Consider the following 20,731-nt stretch of genomic DNA (forward strand, 5'->3'; position numbering starts at 1 on the left):
GGGACCTGATGCCGATCTGCCCTAGGGGACACGAGTCTCAGGCCGAGGACTGGTGCGACTACTGCGGATTCCCGATGACCCCGCCGCCCGGCCTGGCCATTCCCGGCTTCCCGGCCGCGCCGGCGCAGCCCGGCGGCCCCGCCGCACCGCAGGCCCCGTACGCCGGCGGGTACCCGCCGGCCGGCCCGGGCGGCACCCCGCCGGGCGGCACCCCGTCCGGTGGCGGCGGCTACTTCGAGCCGCGCCGCCCCGCCACCCCGGCGGCCGGCACGCCCACCGGCCCCGTCGGCGGCCCGCCGCCCGGGGCCCCCGGCCCGTACGGCGCCCCGCCGCCGGCCCCGACCGCGGGGCTGACCACCTGCCCGATCTGCCGCACCCCGCAGAACGGCCGGTACTGCGAGGAGTGCGGGTACGACTACAACCTGGCCACCTCGGCCCGTCCGCCGGGCGGCCCCGCCCCCGCCGGGCACCAGCCGCCGCCCGCGCCGCAGCCCGCCGGCGGGCCGCACGGCCGCCCCGAACCGGGCCGGGCCCCGCAGGCCCCGGCGCCCGCGCAGCACGGCTACGGCTTCCCGCCTCCCGCCGCGCCGCCGGCCGCACCCGGCGGGTACGAGCCGTCCGGCTTCGAACCTTCCGGCTTCGAACCTTCCGGCTTCGAACCGTCCGCGTTCGAACCCGCCGCGCCCGCGCCGGCCGGCTTCGAGCGGCCGACGCCGTTCGAACGCCCGACGCCCTTCGAGCGGCCGCAGCAGCCGTTCGAGCCGCAGTCCCCGTACGAGCGGCCGGGCTTCCAGCAGCCCGCGCCCGGCTACCCGGCCGCGGCGGGCGCACCGGCGGCGCCCTCGTTCGACAAGCAGCCGCCGGCGGCCTTCCCCGACGGCGACTACGAGCGTCCCGGCCCGGTGTACGCCGAGCCGTCCGGTCCGCAGCAGGGGCACCAGCAGCAGGGGCACCAGCAGCGTCCCCCGCAGCAGAACGACGACGACTTCGGCACCTCGTTCCGGCTGACCCCGCCCGGGCAGCAGGGGCAGAACCGGCCGCCGGCCCCGCCGCAGCGCACCAGCTGGTTCGCCGTGGTGGCCGCCGACCACGACTACTTCGCGGACATGATGGCGCGCAGCGGCCCCGAGGCGGCCGGGCTGGCCTTCCCGCCGTACACCCCGGAGCGCCGGGTCCCGCTGACCGGCCGGGGCCAGCTGCGGATCGGGCGGCGCAGCCAGCAGCGCGGCACCGTGCCGGAGATCGACCTGTCGGTCTCGCCGGAGGACCCGGGCGCCTCGCACCAGCACGCCCTGCTGGCCGAGCAGCCGGACGGCAGCTGGGTGGTCGTCGACCAGGACTCCACCAACGGCACCACGCTCAACGGCGGCCCGGACACCCTGCCGCCGCACACCGCGATCCCGCTGAACGACGGCGACCGCATCCACATCGGCGCCTGGACCACCATCACGGTGCACCGGGCCTGACCGCCCGCCGTCCGGCCGATTGCCGACGGAGCGTCACCACCGGTCGGGCGGAGGGGAGTTCGCTCTCCTCCGCCCGACCGGACCGGGGCGTGTACGACCATCACCGAACGGCCAAGACTTCATACAAGTACATTCGTGGTGCCGCCGCACCCCCTACGATTCGCCCCATGACTGAAGCAATAACCGCGGACGGGATCCGGAAGCGGTACGGGGATGTCCAGGCTGTTGACGGAGTGTCACTCTCCGTCAACACTGGCGAGTTCTACGGCCTGCTCGGGCCGAACGGGGCCGGCAAGACCACCACTCTGGAGATCCTGGAGGGCATCCGGGAGGCCGACGAGGGCCGCGTCGAGCTGCTCGGCATGTCGCCGTGGCCGCGCAACGCCAAGCTGCTGCCGCGCATCGGCGTGCAGTTCCAGGCGTCGGCGTTCTTCACCAAGCTGAGCGCGCGCGAGACCATCCGCACCTTCGCCTCCTTCTACGGCATCGGCCCGAAGGCGGCCGACGCGATGCTGGAGCGGGTCGGCCTGACCGAGTCCGCGAACGTGCTGACCGACAAGATGTCCGGCGGCCAGGCCCAGCGCCTGTCCATCGCGTGCGCGCTGGTGCACGACCCGGAGCTGGTGTTCCTCGACGAGCCCACCACCGGCCTCGACCCGCAGGCCCGCCGCAACCTGTGGGACCTGCTGCGCGACATCAACGCCGAGGGCCGCACCGTCGTCCTCACCACCCACTACCTGGACGAGGCGGAGATCCTCTGCGACCGCGTCTCGGTGATGGACCACGGCAAGGTGCTGAAGACCGGCGCGCCCGCCGCCCTGGTCCGTGAGATCGACGACACCGTCCGGATCCGGGTGGAGTCCGGCCTGCTGACCGCCGACCGGGCCCGGGACCTGCTCACCGCCGCGGGCGCCGTGTTCACCAACCTGGAGGACGACGGCATCACCCTGGCGCTGTCCACCCACGTGCCCGGGCCGGTGCTCTCCATGCTGGCCGAGGAGAACGCGCTGCGCGGCCTCGAGGTCCGCGGCGCCACCCTGGAGGACGTCTTCCTCCAGCTGACCGGACGGGAGTACCGGGCATGACCGCCACCGACCAGGCCCGCACCTCCCCCGCCGCCGGCGGCGGGCCGGAGAAGGCCAACGCCTTCGTCGGACTGTCCCGGGTCATGCTGCTCGGCTTCGTCCGCGACAAGGGCACCCTGTTCTTCACGCTGGCCCTGCCGCTGATGTTCCTGCTCCTGTTCGGCGTCCTCTACAAGGGCGGCGGCACCTCGCACGTCAAGGTCGCCGAGATCGGGCAGGTCAAGCTGCTGGACTCGGTGAAGGACCAGAAGGACGGCCCGCTGTCCGTCCTGGAGATCACCCCCTTCACCGACGAGAACGCCGCGCTCGCCAAGGTCAAGAAGGGCGACCTGGACGGGCTGGTGTCCGAGGGCCCCGACGGCAAGGTGGTGCTCCGCTTCAGCCAGGCCGACCAGGTCAAGGCCGGCACCGTGCAGGGCATCGTGAACTCCCTGGTGCAGACCGCCAACCAGATGTCCTCGCACGCCACCCCGGCGTTCACCCTGGACGCCGCCTCGGTCGAGGACGACTCCACCAAGCCGATCCAGTACCTGACGCCCGGCCTGCTCGCCTACGCCATCTCCATGGGCGCGGTCTACGGCGCCTCGTTCACCCTGGTGACCTGGCGCAAGAAGCGGGTGCTGCGCCGCCTGCGGCTGGCGCCCATCTCGGCGGGCACCATCGTCGGCGCCCGGGTGCTGGTCAGCGTGATCGTGGCGCTCGCCCAGACCGCGCTGTTCCTCGCCGTCGCACAGCTCGACTACTTCGGCCTCAAGCTCACCGGCAACTGGTGGCTGGTGATCCCGCTGGTGATCTGCGGCACCCTGGCCTTCATGGCCATCGGCCTGGTCACCGGCTCGCTGGCGAAGTCCGAAGAGGCCGCGAACGGCATGAACCAGCTGATCATCCTGCCGATGTCCTTCCTCGGCGGCGCGTTCATCCCGCTGGACTTCGCGCCGAGCTGGCTTCAGGACGTCTCCAAGGCGCTGCCGCTGCGCTACCTGATCAACCCCGCCAAGTCGGTGCTCAGCCAGGGCGGCGGCATCGCCGACGCGCTGCCCGGCATGGGCATCCTGCTGGGCTTCACGGTGGTGCTGTCCGCCGTCGCCTGGCGCTTCTTCAACTGGGACGACGCGTAGCCGCCCGCACGCGGTAACCGCCCGCACCCGCCCCGCGACGGGGGCCGTACGCCGAAAGTCCCGGTGTACGGCCCCCGTCGGCGTCTGCGACCATGGACGGGTGACTGACACCGGGCGCGACACCGTACACGAGGAGACCGTGCAGCAGCAGACGACCGCGGAGGAGAGCTTCTACGACCGCGTCGGCGGGGAGCAGACCTTCCGCCGACTGGTCCACCTCTTCTACCAGGGCGTCGCCCAGGACGAGTTGCTGCGCCCGATGTACCCGGAGGAGGACCTCGGCCCCGCCGAGGAGCGCTTCGCCCTGTTCCTGATGCAGTACTGGGGCGGCCCGCGCACCTACAGCCAGCACCGCGGCCACCCGCGCCTGCGGATGCGCCACGTCCCGTTCAAGGTCGACCGGGCCGCGCACGACGCCTGGCTGCGGCACATGCGCACCGCCCTCGACCAGCTCGCGCTGCCCGCCGAGGACGACCGCGAGCTGTGGCAGTACCTGGCCTACGCCGCCGCCTCGATGATCAACACGGCGGGCTGAGCACCCCGCCGGGATCCTGGCGCGGCAGGCCGAACGCCCCCACCGGTCTTCTGGGGCAGCGGGCCGAACGCCGCCGAACCGCCCCTACCGCAGCGGGCTGAGGCCCAGGCCCGCGCCGGGTGCGCCGCCGGCCCGCAGGGCGACCGAGCCGGCCGGGGCGTCCAGCCGCAGCCACGGGCCGGCCCGGTGCGCGTGCAGCGGGGCGCCGGGGCGCAGGAAGCCGATCGCGTGGGCGGCGTGCGCGGCCCGCAGCGGCAGGCCCTCGACGGCGCCCAGCGGCCGGGACCAGATCTCGTCCGCTATCGCGTCCACCGCCTGCCGGCTCCGGTGGTGCTCCGGCACCTCGGCGGTGCGCTGCTTGAACTCGGCGACGGCGGTGCGCACTTCGTCCATCACCTGGTCCACCGGCGGCTGCCCGAGCGGCTGCCAGCCGGAGCGCGGCGGCAGCAGGCCCGCCCACGACGGGCCGGTGACCGGGGCGGGCAGCGTCAGGCCGGCCGCCGGCTCGTCCACGGACTCCAGCAACTGCCCGGCGGAGACGGTCAGATCGGCCGCCGCCACCGCGCCGGCGAGCCGAACGGTGCGCACCGCGAGCACCGCCGACCCGCCCAGCGGGAGCCGGCCGAACACCGCCAGCACGCCGCCGCCGTCCGCGCCCGGAACCGCCTGCAACCGGACCGCGGCGGCCCGGTCGAAGCGGAGCAGCCGGCCCAGGAAGGCCGCCAGGTCGGCGGCCTCCCCCTGGTCGGCGAGGTCGAGGCGGGGCTGCGCGGTCACCGGGGTTCAGCTCGATTCGTCAGTGCGGCGGGCGGCGGGGCGGGGGGCGCCTTCGCGGCGGGCTCGGAACGTCGCGGGCCGACGGCCCGTCAGACGGCGGCGCCGACGGGCTGCTCGTCCATGAAGCGGCCGAGGAACTCGCGCTCCACGGGGCTGATCCGGCGCGGACGGCCCTCGGCGAGGTTGTAGGGGACGACCACGGTGGAGGCGGTGACGTAGACCGTCTCGGTGCCGTCCTCGGCGACGTCCTTGATCTCGTAGGAGACGGTCAGCGAGGCTCCGCCGATCTTCGTCACCCAGGTCTCGATGGTGACCGGCTCGGGCCGGTGCACCAGGGGCCGCTTGTAGTCGATCTCGTGGCGCGCCACCACGGAGCCGCCCGCGAACTCCCCGGCGCCGGCCTCGGCGGCCCGGGTGAACATGAAGTCGATCCGGGCCTCCTCCAGGTAGCGCAGGAAGACCACGTTGTTGACATGGCCGAAGGCGTCCATGTCCGACCACCGCAGAGGGCAGGCGTAGATGTGGCGTGCCACGGGAGTTCTCCTCACATCAGGTGGACCCGCAGGAAGCCCAGGACGGGCCCTGGGGGCCGCGGCCCGGCAGTCCGCCCCAGGAGGGGTGGGCTGCCGGGCCGCCGGTGCGACCGCGGATCAGCCGCGGGTCAGCTTCTTGTAGGTCGCGCGGTGCGGGCGGGCCGCATCGGCGCCCAGGCGCTCGATCTTGTTCTTCTCGTAGGACTCGAAGTTGCCCTCGAACCAGAACCACTTGCTGTCGCCCTCGTAGGCGAGGATGTGGGTGGCCACTCGGTCCAGGAACCAGCGGTCGTGGGAGATGACCACGGCGCAGCCGGGGAACTCCAGCAGCGCGTTCTCCAGCGAGGACAGCGTCTCGACGTCGAGGTCGTTGGTCGGCTCGTCGAGGAGCAGCAGGTTGCCGCCCTGCTTGAGGGTGAGCGCCAGGTTGAGGCGGTTGCGCTCACCGCCGGACAGCACGCCGGCCGGCTTCTGCTGGTCCGGGCCCTTGAAGCCGAACGCGGAGACGTAGGCGCGGGACGGCATCTCGACCTGGCCGACGTTGATCCAGTCGAGGCCGTCGGAGACGACCTCCCACAGGGTCTTCTTCGGGTCGATGTTGGAACGGGTCTGGTCGACGTAGCTGATCTTGACGGTCTCGCCGACCTTGACGGTGCCGCTGTCCGGGGTCTCCAGGTCCTGGAGCATCTTGAACAGGGTGGTCTTGCCGGCGCCGTTCGGACCGATGATGCCGACGATGCCGTTGCGCGGCAGGGTGAAGCTCAGGTCCTCGATCAGGACCTTCTCGCCGAAGGCCTTGTTGAGGTGGTCGACCTCGATGACGACGCTGCCCAGACGCGGGCCCGGCGGGATCTGGATCTCCTCGAAGTCCAGCTTCCGCATCTTGTCGGCCTCGGCCGCCATCTCCTCGTAACGGGCGAGGCGGGCCTTGGACTTGGCCTGGCGGCCCTTGGCGTTGGAGCGGACCCACTCCAGCTCTTCCTTGAGCCGCTTGGCGCGCTTGGCGTCCTTCTGGCCCTCGACCTTGAGACGGGTCTGCTTGGTCTCCAGGTAGGTGGAGTAGTTGCCCTCGTACGGGTAGGCCCGGCCGCGGTCGAGTTCGAGGATCCACTCGGCGACGTTGTCCAGGAAGTACCGGTCGTGGGTGACGGCGACGACGGTGCCGGGGTACTTCTCGAGGTGCTGCTCCAGCCAGTTCACCGACTCGGCGTCGAGGTGGTTGGTGGGCTCGTCGAGCAGCAGCAGGTCGGGCTGCTCCAGCAGCAGCTTGCACAGCGCCACGCGGCGCTTCTCGCCACCGGACAGCTTGGTGACCGGCCAGTCGCCGGGCGGGCAGCCCAGCGCGTCCATGGCCTGCTCCAGCTGGGCGTCCAGGTCCCAGGCGTTGGCGTGGTCCAGGTCCTCCTGGAGCTTGCCCATCTCGTCCAGCAGCGCGTCCGAGTAGTCGGTCGCCATCAGCTCGGCGATCTCGTTGAACCGGTCGAGCTTGGCCTTGGTCTCCTTGACGCCGTCCTGGACGTTCTCCAGCACGGTCTTCGTCTCGTCCAGCGGCGGCTCCTGCTGGAGCATGCCGACGGTGAAGCCCGGAGAGAGGAAGGCGTCGCCGTTGGAGGGCTGGTCCAGGCCGGCCATCATCCGCAGCACGGTGGACTTACCGGCGCCGTTGGGGCCGACGACGCCGATCTTCGCCCCGGGGAGGAAGGAGAGCGTCACGTCGTCAAGGATGACCTTGTCGCCGTGTGCCTTGCGCACCTTGCGCATGGTGTAGATGTATTCCGCCACGTGAGATCGCTCCGGCGTCGTCGTCGAGTAATCGGCTTGCAGCGTTCCATTGTGCCGTAAGGCCGATGCCGCCCCGAACGCCCTGGGTGCCTGTCCCGCGGGCGGGCGGCGAACGGCCGGGCCGCGGCTGCGGCGGCCAGGGGACGCGAACGGCCCCGCCCCCTCGGTTGCGGGGACGGGGCCGCCCCTCCCCGGCGGGTGGCCGGGGAGGGTCAGCGTGCGGGTCAGGCGCGGCTGTGGCGGCCGCGGCGGCGCAGGCCGTAGACCGCGGCGCCACCGGCGAGGACCAGGACGCCGGCGACCGAGGCGGTGATGCCGGTGCCCATGCCGCCACCGGTGGAGGCCAGCTCGGGGCCGCTGGCGCTGGGCGACGGGGCCGGGCTCGGCGTGGTGGTGGAGCTGTCCGTCTTGCAGTTCAGCAGGCCGGTGAAGGTCTTGGTGAAGCCCTCGGGGCCGGTGACGGTGAAGGAGTACTGCTCGTCCTCCTTGGCGGGGAGGGTGACCGTCTTGGTGTCGTTCGGCGCGACGGTGTACTCCTTGCCGCCGACGGTGAGCACCGCGTCCTTGTCGCCCTTGTTGCCGAGGGTCACCACGAGGGCGCCCTTGGCGCAGTCGATCGCCGCGTCGGCGGTCGGGACGGCGCCGAGGCCCCAGGTGACGGAGGCGGCGGCGGCGACCGGGACGGTGTTGGTGCCGGCCAGGATCAGCGTCTGGCTGGGCTTGTCGCCGATCCGGCCGACGAAGGCCCGGCCGACCGAGGCGGCGGCCTTGCCGGAGGCGGTGATGCTGGCGTGGCCGTTGGTGGCGTCGGCCGGGATCTTGGCGAAGAACTTGTCGCCGGACTTCACGTCCTTGACCGCGGCGCCCTTGTCGTCGACCAGCGACAGCTTGGCGTCCTTGCCCGCGTCGTCGAGGCTCAGCGAGACCGAGGCGGTGCCGCCGCCGGCGGTGACGGTGATCGGGCCGACGGAGGTGCCGGGCTTGCCGCCGACCGAGGCCGGGTCGAGGCTCAGCGTCGGCTTGGGCTCGCCGTCCTTGCCGTGCTCGTTGGCCTGGGCGATCAGCCACTTGGCGAAGTCGTCGGCCTGCTTGCTGCCCTGCTTGACCTGGATCTTCGGGTCGGAGAACGACCAGATCGCCACCTGGGTGCCGGCCGCCGCGTCGGCCTTGGTGAGGCCCGTGACGCCGGAGGCGGTGGCCAGCGCGTCCGCCCCGACGGTCGGGTAGGAGTTCTTCAGGATCCAGAGGATCTTCGGCCCGGAGCCCGGGTTGTTCTTGAGCGAGCTCTCGTCCCAGCTCGTCTCGTTGTACGTGGCCTGCCAGGAGGCGCCCTGCAGCAGGTCTATGCAGTACACCGGCAGCAGCGGCTCGGCGTCGCCGATCCGGATGAAGAACGGACCGGCCTCGGTGTTGGTCCAGTTGTTCGTCTTGGGGTCGAGGTACTGGACGGTCTCCTTGTCGTCCGCCCCCTTGACGATCTTCGCCGTCACTCCCGCCGGGGTGTCCGCGGCGGCGGCGCCGGCGGCGATCAGCCCCGATCCCACGACCAAGCCCGACGCGAGCATGACAGCAACGACGCGGGAGGCTACCTGCCTCTGCTTGTGGAACATGTGCGATCCCTCCGGGCGGCGACGTGCCGATGGCAACCCGCCCCCTGCAAAGCGGCACCCCCTGTGGCGCCGCTGCACGTGTGTGGACCAGACGCATCCTATTGACGCCGCCGGAGCGCTCGGCGGCCGTAGCAAATCAGGACGATATCGTGGCTGTTTTGTTATCAAGGAGCGCACTGCCAGCGGGAGTTGATGAGTCGACATAAAGTCACGAGCCACCGCCGCGGCAATCAGGATTGCACTGAACGGCGCCTCGGGTGCACAGAATCCGTCAGTTCAGAACCCCCTCCGTCACATCCGATCCCTCCGGCCCCGCGGGCCCGGCGCCACCGCCGGCCGGACCTGCCGCCGCCCCACCCGCCGCGCCCGCCGCCGCCTCGGCCTCCCGGCGGGCCGCCACCGCCTTGACGATCCACTCCGGCACCGCCTCCTCCACCAGTCGCACCGCCCGCGAACCGCCCCGCGCCGGACCGGTCGGCCACTCGGCCGCCGAACCGCCCGGCGCCGCCGCCGTTGCGGCCTCCGCCGCCCGGGCCTCCACCGCGCGCTTGAAGAGCGAGGTGCCGCGGGCGAGATCGTGGCCCACCGCGCGGGCGTCGATCTCCACCTCGGTGCGCCGACTGCCCTCCTCCCCCCACTCGCGCACCCGCAGCCGCCCGCTCACCAGTACCGGATCCCCCTTGGCGACCGAGCCGACCAGGTTGACCGCGAGCCGCCGCCAGGCCACCACCGTCACCCAGGTGGTCTCGCCGTCCGCCCAGTCGCCGCGCTCGCGGTCGAACCGCCGCTCGGTGGAGGCCAATCGGAAGCTGGCGACGGCGACCCCGCCGGCCGTCTCCCGGTACGTCACATTCGAGGCCGCATTGCCGACCATCGTCACCAGCGCGCCGTCCATTTCCGCGTCTCCGTTCTCCGGCCGCCGCACCGGCCGGTCCGCCATTTATCGACGGAATTTCCGCCGCGCACAGATCCTCCCGCCCACCGGTGAATTCGGACCAGCGACTTCCCTTCTCCTGTGGAAAACTCGGCCCTGTGGAAAACCGGGGTAACCCGCAGGAGTGAAATAGTGGTGATTTGCTGTTCGGAATCGATCACTTGAAGTGACGAACCTGGAGTCGTGTCCACGACAAGGCATGCCGTGCACCTGCAGGACACCCGAACGCCACCGCCGAAACCCCGAACGGGCGGGCGTCAACTCGCCCCGTCCATGTCATCCGGCTGAACGAACCCCCAAAAATGCCCCCACCCGCGGGCCAACGTGGGGATTCCCGCGCCGAATGCATAACGGGTGGGGAGACAGCCCCGTAACGACTGCACAACGTCCGGCTCCAGGACGCCGCAGGGCGCTGCGCTCCAGAGCGCTACCTGCGATTATCGGACCGCCCCGTGGAGGCCGACACACCCCTGTCCGGTCTTCGAAGTCCAGGTGGCGGAACTGAACACCCGTATCCTGTCCCGGAACATCCCGTCCCGGTGCCCAGGCCCGGCAAGCGGGCCGACGTCACACCCCGGCCCCCATAGCTCAGCGGATAGAGCACCCGCCTTCTAAGCGGTAGGTCGCAGGTTCGAATCCTGCTGGGGGCACACCAGGCTCCGACCCGGCGACCCACCGAGGAGCCCCACCCCCGCCCCGGTCAGTCTCCGGCCGGGCCCGGCCGCTCCCCCGCCACCAGCGCGGCCAGGAAGTCGTCCAGCAGGGCGCGTTGACGCCCGGGCGGGAACTCGGCCGGTGCGAACAGCGCCTGCACCACCAGTCCGAGCGCGAAGGACTGGGCCAGCGCGGCGAGGTCCGCGGCCGGCCGGTCGGCGGGGAGCTCCCCCAGTTCCTGCGCCTCGGCGCACAGCTCGGTCATCCGCCGCCGCGCCCGGCGGTAGCGCTCGGCGTGTTCGGCGGTCAGCCCGGGGTCGGTGAGCGCGGCGTCCCAGGAGCCGACCCAGATCCGGTTGCCGGCCGCGCCGGCGCCGTCCAGCGGCAGGATGTCGAGCAGCGCGGCGCGCAGCACCCGCAGGCCGCGGGCGGCGCCGGCCTCCTCGGTGGCGGGGCGGCGGCGGTCGGCGGCCTGCCGGTCGAGGACGTCCAGCGCGTGTGCGACCAGGGCCCGCTTGTTGGGGAAGTAGTGGGTGAGCAGCCCGGTGGAGGCGCCGAGTTCGGCGGCCACGGCGCGCAGGGTGAGTCCGCCGAAGCCGCGGGCGGCGAGCACCCGCCAGACCGCCTCGGAGACGTCCCGGCGGCGGGCTTCGTGGTCTCCGCGGGCGGGTGGTGTCATGCGCGCTAGGGTACCTACCAAACGTTTGTTATGTATGCCGGACCGCCGGAGGGGCCGCCCATGTACACCGTCGCACTCGCCGAGGACGCCGAGCTCCGCCCGCTGGAGCCGTGGCAGGCCGAGGAGTTCCTGGCGCACCTGGACCGCGCCCGGGCCACCGTCGACCCGTTCATCCCGTGGGCGAGCATCAGCACCGACCTGGAGTCGGCCCGCAACACCCTTCAGCGGTACGCCGACAAGCAGAGCAGCGACACCGGCCGGATCTACGGGATCTGGCTCGACGGCACCCTGATCGGCGGGGTGATGTTCGTCCGGTTCGAGACCGGGGGCGGGGTGTGCGAGATCGGCGCCTGGACCGAGCCGGCCGGCCGCGGCCGCGGCCTGATCACCACCGCGGTCCGGCACCTGCTGGACTACGCGCTGGTCGAGCGCGGCCTGCACCGTGCCGAGTGGTGGAACTCCACGGTGAACCCGGCCAGCCGCGCGGTCGCCCGGCGCCTGGGCATGACGCTGGACGGGACGATGCGCCAGGCCACCGAGCACCGCGGCGAGCGTCTGGACCTGGAGGTCTGGTCGATGCTGGCCCCGGAGTGGCGGGCGCGGAACGCCTCCGCCTGATCCGGATCACCTGGTGAACGCCCGGCGCGCTGTGGAAGGCTGACGGTCCGTCCCCTTCCCCGCTTCCCGGAGGCCGCGATGTCCCCGAGCACCGACCCGCTCGACCGCCCCGGCCCCGGGGACGCCGAGCTGCCGACCGGCGTGGACGGCCTGCGCTGCTGGGTCGGCGCGGACGGGGTGGCGACGGTGCTGCTGGACCGGCCGAAGCGCCTCAACGCGGTGACCGGCGCCATGTGGCGGGCGCTGCCGGGCCTGCTGGCCGGGCTGGGCGCCCGCACCGACGTCCGGGCGCTGCTGCTGACCGGCGCGGGTGGCGCCTTCTCGGCGGGTGCGGACATCGACGAACTCGCCGACACCTACGCCGACCCGGCGGCCGCGGACGCCTACCACGCGCTGAACGTCGCGGCCGAGGAGGCGCTGGCGGCGTTCCCCCGGCCGACGATCGCGGTGATCCGGGGCGCCTGCGTGGGCGGCGGCTGCCAGCTGGCCGTCGCCTGCGACCTGCGCTTCGCCGCCGAGCACTCCCGGCTCGGGATCACCCCGGCCAAGCTCGGCGTGGTGTACCCGGCGGTGCCCACCCTCCGCCTGGCCGCCCTGGTGGGCCCGGCCCGGGCCAAGTACCTGCTGTTCTCCGGCGCCCTCGTCCCGGCCGCCCGCGCCGAGCGCTTCGGTCTGCTGGACGAGGTCCTTCCGGACGCCGAACTCGACGACCGGGCGCGCGAGTTCGCCCGCCTGCTGACGCGCCGTTCCGCGCAGACCATCGGCGCGGTGAAGGCCGCCCTGGCGGTCGCCCCGGAGGCGGCCGCCGCCGCCCTGGAGCCCTGGGAGCGCGCCTCCCGCACCGCGCCGGACGTCCGCGAGGGCCTGGCGGCGTTCCTGGAGCGGCGCGAGCCGACGTTCTGACCGGCCCTGCGGCCCGGGGCCGTTCGGAAGTGCTGCACAATCTCCGATGATCGGATCGTCACACCGCGAATCCGGCCCGACCGAAGGAGCAGCATGTCCACCCCCGCCGCCGAGACCTCCTGGGCCACCCGGATCACCAACGGCGTGGAGCCGAAGAACGTGATCATCGCGGTGCTGCCGCTGATCGGCGTGGTCCGCTACGGCTGGACCGGGCTGGCCTGGGCGGCGTTCGCCGCGCTGTTCGCCGCGGTGATACCGACCTGGTTCATCGCCCGCGGGGTGCGCCGGGGCAACATCGAGGACCGGCACGTCGGCCAGCGCCGCCGCCGACTGGTGGTGATCCCGTTCATCATGGCGTCGGTGCTGGTCAGCCTGCTGACCATGATCTTCCTGGACGCTCCGGCCGACATGACGGCGATGGTGCTGGCGATGTTCGCCTCGCTGGTGCCGATCATGGTGATCACGGTGTGGTGGAAGGTCTCGGTGCACACCGCCGTGCTCAGCGGCGCCATCGTCTGCACCGCGATCGCGCTCGGCCCGTGGTGGCTGCTCCTGCTGCCCGGGGTGGCGCTGGTGGGGTGGTCCCGCGTGGTGCTGCGGGACCACACCCCGGCCCAGACGGCGGTCGGCACGCTGGTGGGGGCGGTCGCGGCCGGGCTGGCCTTCTGGGCCGCCCGCTGACGACCGCCGGGTCGGCGTCGGATCGGCGTCGGGTCAGCGGATCGGGGCGCCCGAGATGGCGCGGGCGATGACCAGGCGCTGGATCTCGCTGGTGCCCTCGAAGACGGTGTAGATCGCGCTGTCGCGGTGCATCCGTTCGACCGGGTACTCGCGGGTGAAGCCGTTGCCGCCGAGGATCTGCATGGCCTGGGCGGTGACGAACTTGGCCGTCTCGCCGGCGTACAGCTTGGACATCGAGCCCTCGGCGTTGGTGAACGGCCGGTTGTTGACGGCCATCCAGGAGGCGCGCCAGACCAGCAGCCGGGCGGCGTCGATCCGGGTCAGCATGTCGGCCAGCTGGAAGGCGACGCCCTGGTTCTCGATGATCGGCCTGCCGAACTGGACCCGGGTCCTGGCGTAGTCCAGGGCGACCTCGTACGCGGCCCGGGCGATGCCGATGGCCTGCGCGCCGACGGCCGGGCGGGAGGCCTCGAAGGTGGCCATCGCCGCGTTCTTGCCGCCGCCCTTGGCGCCCTCGCGGGCCCGGGCGAGGCGGGCGTCCAGCTTCTCCTTGCCGCCGAGCAGGCAGTGGCCGGGGATCCGGACGTCGTCGAGGACGACCTCGGCGGTGTGCGAGGCGCGGATGCCGTGCTTCTTGAACTTCTGACCCTGGCTCAGGCCCTTGGTGCCGGGCGGGACCAGGAAGGACGCCTGGCCGCGCGCGCCGAGCTCGGGGTCGACGGTGGCGACCACCACGTGGACGTGCGCGATGCCGCCGTTGGTGGCCCAGGTCTTGGTGCCGTTGAGCACCCACTCGTCCTTGGCCTGGTCGTAGACGGCGCGGGTGCGCAGCGCGGAGACGTCGGAGCCGGCGTCGGGCTCGGAGGAGCAGAACGCGGCGACCTTGACGTCGTCGGGGGTGCCGAACATCTGCGGCGCCCAGGTGCCGATCTGCTCGTCGGTGCCGTTGGCCAGCACCGCGACGGCGGCCAGGGTGGTGCCGGTGATGGCCAGGCCGATGCCGGCGTCGCCCCAGAACAGCTCCTCCATGGCGATCGGGATGCCGACTCCGGACGGGTCGAAGAACTGCTGGGCGTAGAAGTCGAGCGAGTAGATGCCGATCTTCGCGGCCTCCTGGATGATCGGCCAGGGGGTCTCCTCGCGCTCGTCCCACTCGGCGGCGGCCGGCCGGATGACGTCGGCGGCGAAGCCGTGCAGCCAGTCGCGGACGGCGATCTGGTCCGGCCCGGGGTCGAGCGAGAAGGTGGTCATGATCGGCCTCCAGGAGACGGGAGTGCGGGCCGGAGCGTCCGCGCCACTGCGCTGTTACCTCCGGTAACATGGCGGCGAGTCTGCTACCGATAGGTAACCGGTGTCAACGCCCGTCCAGGCCCCACCCGCACGAGGAGCAGCGCATGTCCACCGAACCCCGCCGCGAACAACTGCTCAACGCCGCCGACCGGGTCGTCCAGCGCGAGGGCCCGAGCGCCAGCATGAACGCCATCGCCGCCGAGGCGGGCATCACCAAGCCCATCCTGTACCGGCACTTCGGCGACCGGAACGGCCTGATCGGCGCGCTGACGGAACGTCACACGAGCGGACTGCTGGCCGCCGTCCGCGCCGCGCTGAACGAGCCGTTGGAGCGCCGCGACCGGGTCGAGCACGTGCTGGACGTCTACCTGGCCGCGATCGAGTCCCGCCCGCAGGTGTACCGGCTGCTCACCCACCCCGAGCCCGGCGACCCCACCGGCGCGGGCAACGCGCTGGCGCCCGCGCTGCGGCAGATCGCCGAGGAGATCACCCGCGCCATCCAGCAGCAGATCGACCTCGGCCAGGACGGCCCGCTGCTCTCCGAGACCTGGGGCCGCTCGATCACCGGCATGGTGCTGGCGGCCGGCGACTGGTGGCTGGAGACCCACCCCTGCCCGCGCGCCCGGATGGTGCAGGCGCTCGCCGACCTGCTGTGGGGCCGGCTCTCCGCCGCCGCCGACCTGCCGCCGATGCTCGCCGCCCCGGAGGCCCGGCCGGAGGCCTGACCGCCCGTCAAACATGAGCAGGTCTCACCTCTTGTGCGGCGGGGGCGGCTCCGGCAGGATCGGCGCACCCCACCCTCCCCCACCCCGCCGCGAGGTGCCCTGTGCGCGTCCGCCGCTCCGCCGCCGCCCTGCTGCTCACCGCCGCCGCCGTCCTCGGCACCGTCTCGGCCGGCCCGCCCGCCGACCGCGCACCGTTCGACGCCCGCAAGGTCTCCGCCACCACCCTCGCCGACGGCCGTACCGCCTTCACCGACCGGTGGGGCCGCGTCCTCGACCTGCGCGGCTTCAACCTCGACAAGTACGACGAGACCACCGAGGCCGACCTGCGCGACCTCGCCGCGCACGGCTTCGGCCTGATCCGCGTCGCCGTCTCCTGGGCCCGCCTCGAACCCGCCCCCGGCCGCTACGACAAGGCCCAACTCGCGCGGCTGCACCGCATCCTGGACTGGGCCGAGAAGTACCGCCTGTACGCCGTCGTCGACTTCCACCAGGACGTCTACGGGCAGGGCTTCCTCGGCGGCGACGGCGGCGCACCCGCCTGGGCCACCCGTGACGACGGCCTGCCGTTCACGCCCGACCCCGACGACTGGTTCGCCGGCTACTTCCAGCCCGCCGTCCAGGCCGCCTTCCGCCACCTCTACGACGACCGCGACCTGCAACGCGCCCAGGCCGACCTGTACACCACCGTCGCCCGCGAACTGCGCGGCCACCGCGCCCTGCTGGGCTACGACCTGTTCAACGAGCCGTTCGGCCCGGTGGACGGCGACCCCACCGACCCCGCCGTGCTCGCCGCCGCCTCCGCCGCCCTCGAACAGGGCCGGCTCCCCGCCATGTACCGCCGCCTGATCGCGGCGGTCCGTCAGGTCGACCACGACGCCTGGCTGTTCGTCGAACCCACCGTGCTGGTCGGCCAGGGCGTCCCCACCCGGCTCCCCGCCTTCGCCGACCCCCGCCCCGGCGCCGACCGGATCGGCTACGCCCCGCACTTCTACGACACCGCCGTCGAGGCCGGCCAGGACTGGAACCCCGCGGACGGCTTCGTCGACGCCTACACCGCCGCCGTCACCGCCTACCCCCGCGCCCACCGCCTGCCGGTCCTGGTCGGCGAATGGGGCCCGCCCGGCGCCGCCACCCCCGGCAACGCCGAACTGATCCGCCGTCAGGTCGCCGCGATGAACGGCTTCGCCGCCGGCTGGACCATGTGGTACTGGTGCCGGGGCAACGGCGGCTACTGCGCCCTCACCCCGACAGGCCTGCCCGCCCCCGGCTACGGACCCGTCTTCGCGAAGTAGCCGCGCCCCGACCGGGACTCTCCGGATCCCCGCCGCGTCCCCGCGCCCCGGAAGTGGCGCGGGGAACTGCGCGGGCGACCACGCACGGGCAGCGCCGAGGGCACGCGCGACGAACCCGCGCGCCCTGCGGCCCCGTCGCCTAGTTCAGCCCGCGCCGGACCAGCAGCGGCTCGATCGAAGGCTCCCGCCCCAGCACCGCCCGCACGCTCTCCATCGCGTCCCGGCTCCCGCCGCGGGACAGCAGCTCCGCCCGGAACAGCTCGCCGCTCTCCCGCACCGGGCGCCCGTTGCCGCCGAACCACTCCACCGTCTCGGCGTCCAGCACCTCCGACCAGATGTAGGCGTAGTACCCGGCGCTGTACCCGTTCGAGAACACGTGGTTGAAGTACCCGGTCCGGTACCGCGGCGGCACCGTCGCCATCGCGACGCCCGCCTCGGCCAGGGCACGCGCCTCGAACTCCTCGGCGTCCTCGACGCTCGCCCCGGCGGGCAGCGAGTGCCACGCCCAGTCGAGCAGCGCGGCGGCCAGGTACTCGACCGTCCGGAAGCCCTGCCCGTAGTTCTCGGCGGCCAGCATCCGCTGCACCGTCTCGGCGGGCAGCGGCTCCCCGGTGACGTGGTGGCGGGCGTAGTTGGCCAGCACCTCGGGCCGGATCATCCACATCTCGTTGACCTGGGACGGGAATTCCACGAAGTCCCGGGGCACCTCGGTGCCCGCGAACAGCGGGTACCGCACGTCCGAGAACAGGCCGTGCAGCGCGTGCCCGAACTCGTGGAACAGCGTCCGCACCTCGTCCCAGCTGAGCAGCGCCGGCTCCCCCGCCGCCGGGCGGGCGATGTTGAGGTTGTTGACCACCACCGGCTTGTGGCCCTGCATCCGGGACTGCGAGACCAGTTCGTTCATCCACGCGCCGCCGCGCTTGGACTCGCGGGTGTAGAAGTCGCCGATGAACAGGCCCAGCGCGGACCCGTCCGCGTCGCTCACCTCGAACACCCGCGCGTCGGGGTGGTAGGCCGTCAACTCGGGCCGCTCGGTGAACCGCAGGCCGTACGCCAGGCCGGCCGCGAAGAACACGCCGTCCTGCAGCACCCGCTCCAGCTCGAAGTACGGGCGCAGCGCCGCGGTGTCCACGTCATAGCGCTCGGCGCGCACCTTCTCGGCGTAGAACGCCCAGTCGTGCGCGGCGAGTTCGTCGACGCCGTCGGCGGCAGCGGCGGCGGCCAGCTCGGCGGCCTCGCGCTGCGCGTTGGCGACGGCGGGGCCGACCAGGCGGCCGAGCATCGCGCCGACCGCCTCGACGGTGCCGGCGGTCTCGTCGGCGACCACGTACGCGGCGTGGCTGGCGTAGCCGAGCAGTGCGGCGCGTTCGGCGCGCAGCGCGGCCATCCGGGCGGCCAGCGGGCCGTTGGTGTCCAGGCCGCGCCGCAGCGAGGCGGTGAGCAGGCGCTCGCGCAGCGCGCGGTCGGTGAGCCGGTCGAGTTCGGTCTGGTTGGAGAAGTTCTTCAGGCTGAGCACCCAGCTGCCGTCGTGGCCGAGGGCGCGGGCGTTCTCGGCCGCGGAGGCGATCGCACCGGCGGGCAGCCCGTCGAGCGCCTCGGCGCTGTCCACCACGATCGCACCGGCCAGCGAAGCCTCGTGGGTGTTCTTGCGGAACGCGGCGGCGTCGGCCGCGAGCCGGGTGTTGATCTCGCGCAGCCGCTCCTGGCCGGCCCGGTCGAGGCGGGCGCCGGCCCGGACGAAGGCAGTGTGGCGGCGCTCCAGCAGGCGCAGCGACTCGGCGTCCAGACCGAGTTCGTGGCGGGTCCCGTACAGGGCGTCGAGGCGGGCGAACAGCGCCGCGTCCAGGTGGATGGCGTCGTGGTGCGCGGCCAGCAGGGGGCTGATCTCGGCGTCCAGCGCCTGGACGCCGGGGGTGGTGTCGGAGGCGTCCTGGTTCTCGAACACCACCCGCACCCGGCGCAGCACCGCACCGGAACGTTCCAGCGCCACCACGGTGTTGTCGAAGGTCGGCGGCTCCGGGTCGGCGACGATCGCGGCGATCTCGGCGAGCTGGTCGGCCATGCCGCGCTCGAACGCCGGACGGTAGTGCTCTTCCCGGATCTCGGCGAAGGGCGGGAGCTCGTACACCAGGGTGCTGGGCGAGAAGAAGGGATTGTCGCTCATGTTCGCCGACCCTATTGGTCGCAACGCGTGGGCGGAACACCGAATCCCCGGCTGTGCTCCGCACGGCAACTGTCAGCGGTACCGGCTACCGTCGACAGGTCCACCATCTGCCGTACCCGACCCTGCCGTGCAGAGCCCGAGAGGAGCCGCCGCCCGTGCGTTACGCCCTGGTGCCCGACCCGCACGGCCCGGGCGGGCGGCTGCGCCCGCTGGCCGAGGACGGCGCCCCGCTCGGCCCGGCCGAGCAGGTGCCGAGGCTGGCCGAGGCGGTGGCCGCGGTGGAGGCCGAGCACGCGCCGCGCTGGGTGTGGCCGACCGCCGACACCGCGTACGGCCCGCTGCTGGCCGACCTGCCGGAGCGGGTGGCGCGCTGCCACGACCTGCGGCTGACCGAGACGCTGCTGCTCGGCCACGAGGGCCGGTTCGGCGCGCCGCGTTCGCTCGGCGCGGCGTGGGCGCGGCTGCACGGGCTACCGGTGCCGGCCGACCTGCCGGAGGGCGCACTGCCCGACGAGGACGGCCTGTTCGCCCCGGACCGGCTCCAACTGCCGCCCAGCACCGACGCGTTGGACGCCACGGTGGCCGTCCACGCGGAGCAGCTGCGGCGGCTCGCGGCGATCGACGACCCGGCGGCCAGGGCCCGGTTCCGGCTGCTGGTGGCGGCCGAGTCGGCGGGGGCGCTGCTGGCCTGCGAGATGGCGCACGACGGGCTGCCGTGGCGCACCGACGTGCACGACACGCTGCTGACCGAGCTGCTCGGCCCGCGCCCGGCCCTGCCCGGCACCCTGCCGTCGCGGCTGTCCGAACTCGCCCTGGAGGTCCAACAGGCGCTCGGCGCCCGCCCGTTCAACCTGGACTCGCACACCCAGGTGATCAAGGCGTTCGCCGACCGCGGCATCCAGCTGTCCTCCACCCGCTCCTGGGAGCTGAAGGCGGTCGACCACCCGGCGGCGGCCCTGATGATCCGCTACAAGGAGCTGTCGCGGCTGTACGCGGCACACGGCTGGGCCTGGCAGGCCGCGTGGGCGCGCGGCGGCCGGTTCCGCCCCGAGTACGTGGTCGGCGGCGTGGTCACCGGCCGCTGGGCGTCCCGCGGCGGCGGCGCGCTCCAGATCCCGCGCACCCTGCGCCGCGCCGTGGTCGCCGACCCGGGCTGGCTGCTGGTCGTCGCGGACGCCGCGCAACTGGAGCCGCGGGTGCTGGCCGCGCTGTCCGGAGACCGCGGCCTGGCCCGCACCGCCGCCGGCGGCGACCTGTACGAGGCACTCGCCGCCAGCGCCTTCCAGGGCGACCGGGAGAAGGCCAAGCTGGGCCTGCTGGGCGCGATGTACGGCCAGACCGGCGGCGGCATCGGCCCGCTGCTGAACACGCTGCGCCGCCGCTACCCGGCCGCGATGGGCTACGTGGAGGCCGCGGCCCGCACCGGCGAGGACGGCGGCGTGGTCTCCTCCCGGCTGGGCCGGGTCTGCCCGCCGCCCTCGGCGGACTGGCTGGACCTCACCGAGGCCGCGGAGGCCGGCGAGGCGGCCGGCCGCTCGGCCCGCGCCCGCGGCCGCTTCACCCGCAACTTCGTCATCCAGGGCAGCGGCGCCGACTGGGCACTGGCCCTGCTGGCAGCGCTGCGCCGCCGCCTGTCCGCGCTGCGTTCCGGCCCGGACCGCCCGCACCTGGTGTTCTTCCAGCACGACGAGGTGGTGGTGCACACCCCGGCCGACCTGGCCGACGCGGTGGCCGCCGAGGTCGCCGCCGCCGCCGAGGAGGCCACCGCCCTGGTCTTCGGCGACACCCCGGTCCGCTTCCCGCTCAGCACAGCCGTGGTCGACTGCTACGGCGACGCCAAATGACCGCCCACCCGGGGCCCGAACGCCCAGCACCCGGACGTTCA

The 20,731-nt window shown here is 73.3% G+C and carries 18 protein-coding genes and 1 tRNA gene; 11 read left to right on the forward strand and 8 right to left on the reverse strand.

The genetic code is table 11. The features are described from left to right. Nucleotides 1–74 precede the first annotated feature (74 nt). The 4 genes from ACIQF6_RS22785 to ACIQF6_RS22800 all read left to right on the forward strand — a co-directional run bounded on the left by ACIQF6_RS22785 (nt 75) and on the right by ACIQF6_RS22800 (nt 4,204). Entirely contained in the window at nt 75–1,466 is a 1,392-nt protein-coding gene (locus tag ACIQF6_RS22785; protein ID WP_400897766.1) for an FHA domain-containing protein, read from the forward strand. A 167-nt stretch (nt 1,467–1,633) separates the two neighbouring features. After that, nucleotides 1,634–2,551 carry an ABC transporter ATP-binding protein gene (locus tag ACIQF6_RS22790; RefSeq protein ID WP_400897768.1) on the forward strand — a complete coding sequence of 306 codons (918 nt, stop codon included), beginning with the start codon at nt 1,634–1,636 and terminating at the stop codon, nt 2,549–2,551. After that, entirely contained in the window at nt 2,548–3,669 is a 1,122-nt protein-coding gene (locus ACIQF6_RS22795; RefSeq protein ID WP_400897770.1) for an ABC transporter permease, read from the forward strand. Before ACIQF6_RS22790 ends, ACIQF6_RS22795 begins: the two co-directional genes overlap by 4 nt. A 100-nt stretch (nt 3,670–3,769) precedes the next feature. After that, nucleotides 3,770–4,204 carry a globin gene (locus ACIQF6_RS22800; protein WP_400897772.1) on the forward strand — a complete coding sequence of 145 codons (435 nt, stop codon included), beginning with the start codon at nt 3,770–3,772 and terminating at the stop codon, nt 4,202–4,204. 84 nt (nt 4,205–4,288) lie between these two features. On the opposite strand, the gene ACIQF6_RS22805 is transcribed toward ACIQF6_RS22800, so the two are convergent. From ACIQF6_RS22805 to ACIQF6_RS22825, 5 genes are all read right to left on the reverse strand, one after another. After that, the gene (locus tag ACIQF6_RS22805; RefSeq protein WP_400897774.1) at nt 4,289–4,981 is read right to left on the reverse strand and encodes a hypothetical protein; all 693 of its coding nucleotides are present in this window, start codon (nt 4,979–4,981) and stop codon (nt 4,289–4,291) included. An 89-nt stretch (nt 4,982–5,070) separates the two neighbouring features. Further along, the gene (locus ACIQF6_RS22810) at nt 5,071–5,514 is read right to left on the reverse strand and encodes an acyl-CoA thioesterase (RefSeq protein WP_400897776.1); all 444 of its coding nucleotides are present in this window, start codon (nt 5,512–5,514) and stop codon (nt 5,071–5,073) included. 117 nt (nt 5,515–5,631) lie between these two features. Next, nucleotides 5,632–7,296, reverse strand: a complete 1,665-nt coding sequence (gene ettA, locus ACIQF6_RS22815) for an energy-dependent translational throttle protein EttA (RefSeq protein WP_400897778.1) — start codon at nt 7,294–7,296, stop codon at nt 5,632–5,634. A 224-nt stretch (nt 7,297–7,520) separates the two neighbouring features. Next, the gene (locus ACIQF6_RS22820; protein ID WP_400897839.1) at nt 7,521–8,840 is read right to left on the reverse strand and encodes a Cys-Gln thioester bond-forming surface protein; all 1,320 of its coding nucleotides are present in this window, start codon (nt 8,838–8,840) and stop codon (nt 7,521–7,523) included. A gap of 337 nt (nt 8,841–9,177) precedes the next feature. After that, nucleotides 9,178–9,846, reverse strand: coding sequence for a single-stranded DNA-binding protein (locus tag ACIQF6_RS22825; protein WP_400897780.1), 669 nt, complete (start codon nt 9,844–9,846; stop codon nt 9,178–9,180). Between the two features lie 571 nt (nt 9,847–10,417). On the opposite strand from ACIQF6_RS22825, the gene ACIQF6_RS22830 reads away from it, so the two are divergent. Next, nucleotides 10,418–10,490: transfer RNA gene (locus tag ACIQF6_RS22830), tRNA-Arg, on the forward strand. A gap of 50 nt (nt 10,491–10,540) precedes the next feature. Here the strand turns inward: ACIQF6_RS22830 and ACIQF6_RS22835 are convergent. Then, nucleotides 10,541–11,173, reverse strand: a complete 633-nt coding sequence (locus tag ACIQF6_RS22835) for a TetR/AcrR family transcriptional regulator (protein WP_400897782.1) — start codon at nt 11,171–11,173, stop codon at nt 10,541–10,543. 60 nt (nt 11,174–11,233) lie between these two features. Between ACIQF6_RS22835 and ACIQF6_RS22840 the strand changes: the two genes are divergently transcribed. The 3 genes from ACIQF6_RS22840 to ACIQF6_RS22850 all read left to right on the forward strand — a co-directional run bounded on the left by ACIQF6_RS22840 (nt 11,234) and on the right by ACIQF6_RS22850 (nt 13,375). Beyond that, nucleotides 11,234–11,791: a GNAT family N-acetyltransferase gene (locus ACIQF6_RS22840; protein ID WP_400897784.1), complete on the forward strand. Its 558-nt coding sequence runs from the start codon at nt 11,234–11,236 to the stop codon at nt 11,789–11,791. Between the two features lie 78 nt (nt 11,792–11,869). Then, a complete protein-coding gene (locus ACIQF6_RS22845) occupies nt 11,870–12,694 on the forward strand; it encodes an enoyl-CoA hydratase/isomerase family protein (protein ID WP_400897786.1) in 825 nt (274 codons plus the stop codon). Between the two features lie 93 nt (nt 12,695–12,787). Beyond that, complete coding sequence (locus ACIQF6_RS22850) at nt 12,788–13,375, forward strand: hypothetical protein (protein ID WP_400897788.1); 588 nt, start codon at nt 12,788–12,790, stop codon at nt 13,373–13,375. A gap of 33 nt (nt 13,376–13,408) precedes the next feature. Here the strand turns inward: ACIQF6_RS22850 and ACIQF6_RS22855 are convergent, their stop codons facing one another. After that, complete coding sequence (locus ACIQF6_RS22855) at nt 13,409–14,626, reverse strand: acyl-CoA dehydrogenase family protein (RefSeq protein ID WP_400897790.1); 1,218 nt, start codon at nt 14,624–14,626, stop codon at nt 13,409–13,411. A gap of 143 nt (nt 14,627–14,769) precedes the next feature. On the opposite strand from ACIQF6_RS22855, the gene ACIQF6_RS22860 reads away from it, so the two are divergent. Continuing rightward, nucleotides 14,770–15,390, forward strand: a complete 621-nt coding sequence (locus ACIQF6_RS22860; protein ID WP_400897792.1) for a TetR family transcriptional regulator — start codon at nt 14,770–14,772, stop codon at nt 15,388–15,390. Between the two features lie 101 nt (nt 15,391–15,491). After that, complete coding sequence (locus ACIQF6_RS22865; RefSeq protein WP_400897794.1) at nt 15,492–16,682, forward strand: glycoside hydrolase family 5 protein; 1,191 nt, start codon at nt 15,492–15,494, stop codon at nt 16,680–16,682. Between the two features lie 139 nt (nt 16,683–16,821). Here the strand turns inward: ACIQF6_RS22865 and ACIQF6_RS22870 are convergent, their stop codons facing one another. Next, nucleotides 16,822–18,846: a M3 family metallopeptidase gene (locus tag ACIQF6_RS22870; protein WP_400897796.1), complete on the reverse strand. Its 2,025-nt coding sequence runs from the start codon at nt 18,844–18,846 to the stop codon at nt 16,822–16,824. Between the two features lie 155 nt (nt 18,847–19,001). On the opposite strand from ACIQF6_RS22870, the gene ACIQF6_RS22875 reads away from it, so the two are divergent. Continuing rightward, complete coding sequence (locus tag ACIQF6_RS22875; RefSeq protein ID WP_400897798.1) at nt 19,002–20,690, forward strand: bifunctional 3'-5' exonuclease/DNA polymerase; 1,689 nt, start codon at nt 19,002–19,004, stop codon at nt 20,688–20,690. Nucleotides 20,691–20,731: the final 41 nt, after the last annotated feature.

This window comes from Kitasatospora sp. NPDC092948 (assembly GCF_044754805.1).
GTDB lineage: Bacteria > Actinomycetota > Actinomycetes > Streptomycetales > Streptomycetaceae > Kitasatospora.

Excerpts from the sequence above, each read along its gene's own strand:
- ACIQF6_RS22785 (WP_400897766.1), top strand. The coding sequence starts at position 75 with ATGACCCCGCCGCCCGGCCTGGCCATTCCCGGCTTCCCGGCCGCGCCG.
- ACIQF6_RS22790 (WP_400897768.1), top strand. The coding sequence starts at position 1,634 with ATGACTGAAGCAATAACCGCGGACGGGATCCGGAAGCGGTACGGGGAT.
- ACIQF6_RS22795 (WP_400897770.1), top strand. The coding sequence starts at position 2,548 with ATGACCGCCACCGACCAGGCCCGCACCTCCCCCGCCGCCGGCGGCGGG.
- ACIQF6_RS22825 (WP_400897780.1), bottom strand. The coding sequence starts at position 9,846 with ATGGCGGACCGGCCGGTGCGGCGGCCGGAGAACGGAGACGCGGAAATG.
- ACIQF6_RS22835 (WP_400897782.1), bottom strand. The coding sequence starts at position 11,173 with ATGACACCACCCGCCCGCGGAGACCACGAAGCCCGCCGCCGGGACGTC.
- ACIQF6_RS22840 (WP_400897784.1), top strand. The coding sequence starts at position 11,234 with ATGTACACCGTCGCACTCGCCGAGGACGCCGAGCTCCGCCCGCTGGAG.
- ACIQF6_RS22845 (WP_400897786.1), top strand. The coding sequence starts at position 11,870 with ATGTCCCCGAGCACCGACCCGCTCGACCGCCCCGGCCCCGGGGACGCC.
- ACIQF6_RS22850 (WP_400897788.1), top strand. The coding sequence starts at position 12,788 with ATGTCCACCCCCGCCGCCGAGACCTCCTGGGCCACCCGGATCACCAAC.
- ACIQF6_RS22855 (WP_400897790.1), bottom strand. The coding sequence starts at position 14,626 with ATGACCACCTTCTCGCTCGACCCCGGGCCGGACCAGATCGCCGTCCGC.
- ACIQF6_RS22860 (WP_400897792.1), top strand. The coding sequence starts at position 14,770 with ATGTCCACCGAACCCCGCCGCGAACAACTGCTCAACGCCGCCGACCGG.
- ACIQF6_RS22870 (WP_400897796.1), bottom strand. The coding sequence starts at position 18,846 with ATGAGCGACAATCCCTTCTTCTCGCCCAGCACCCTGGTGTACGAGCTC.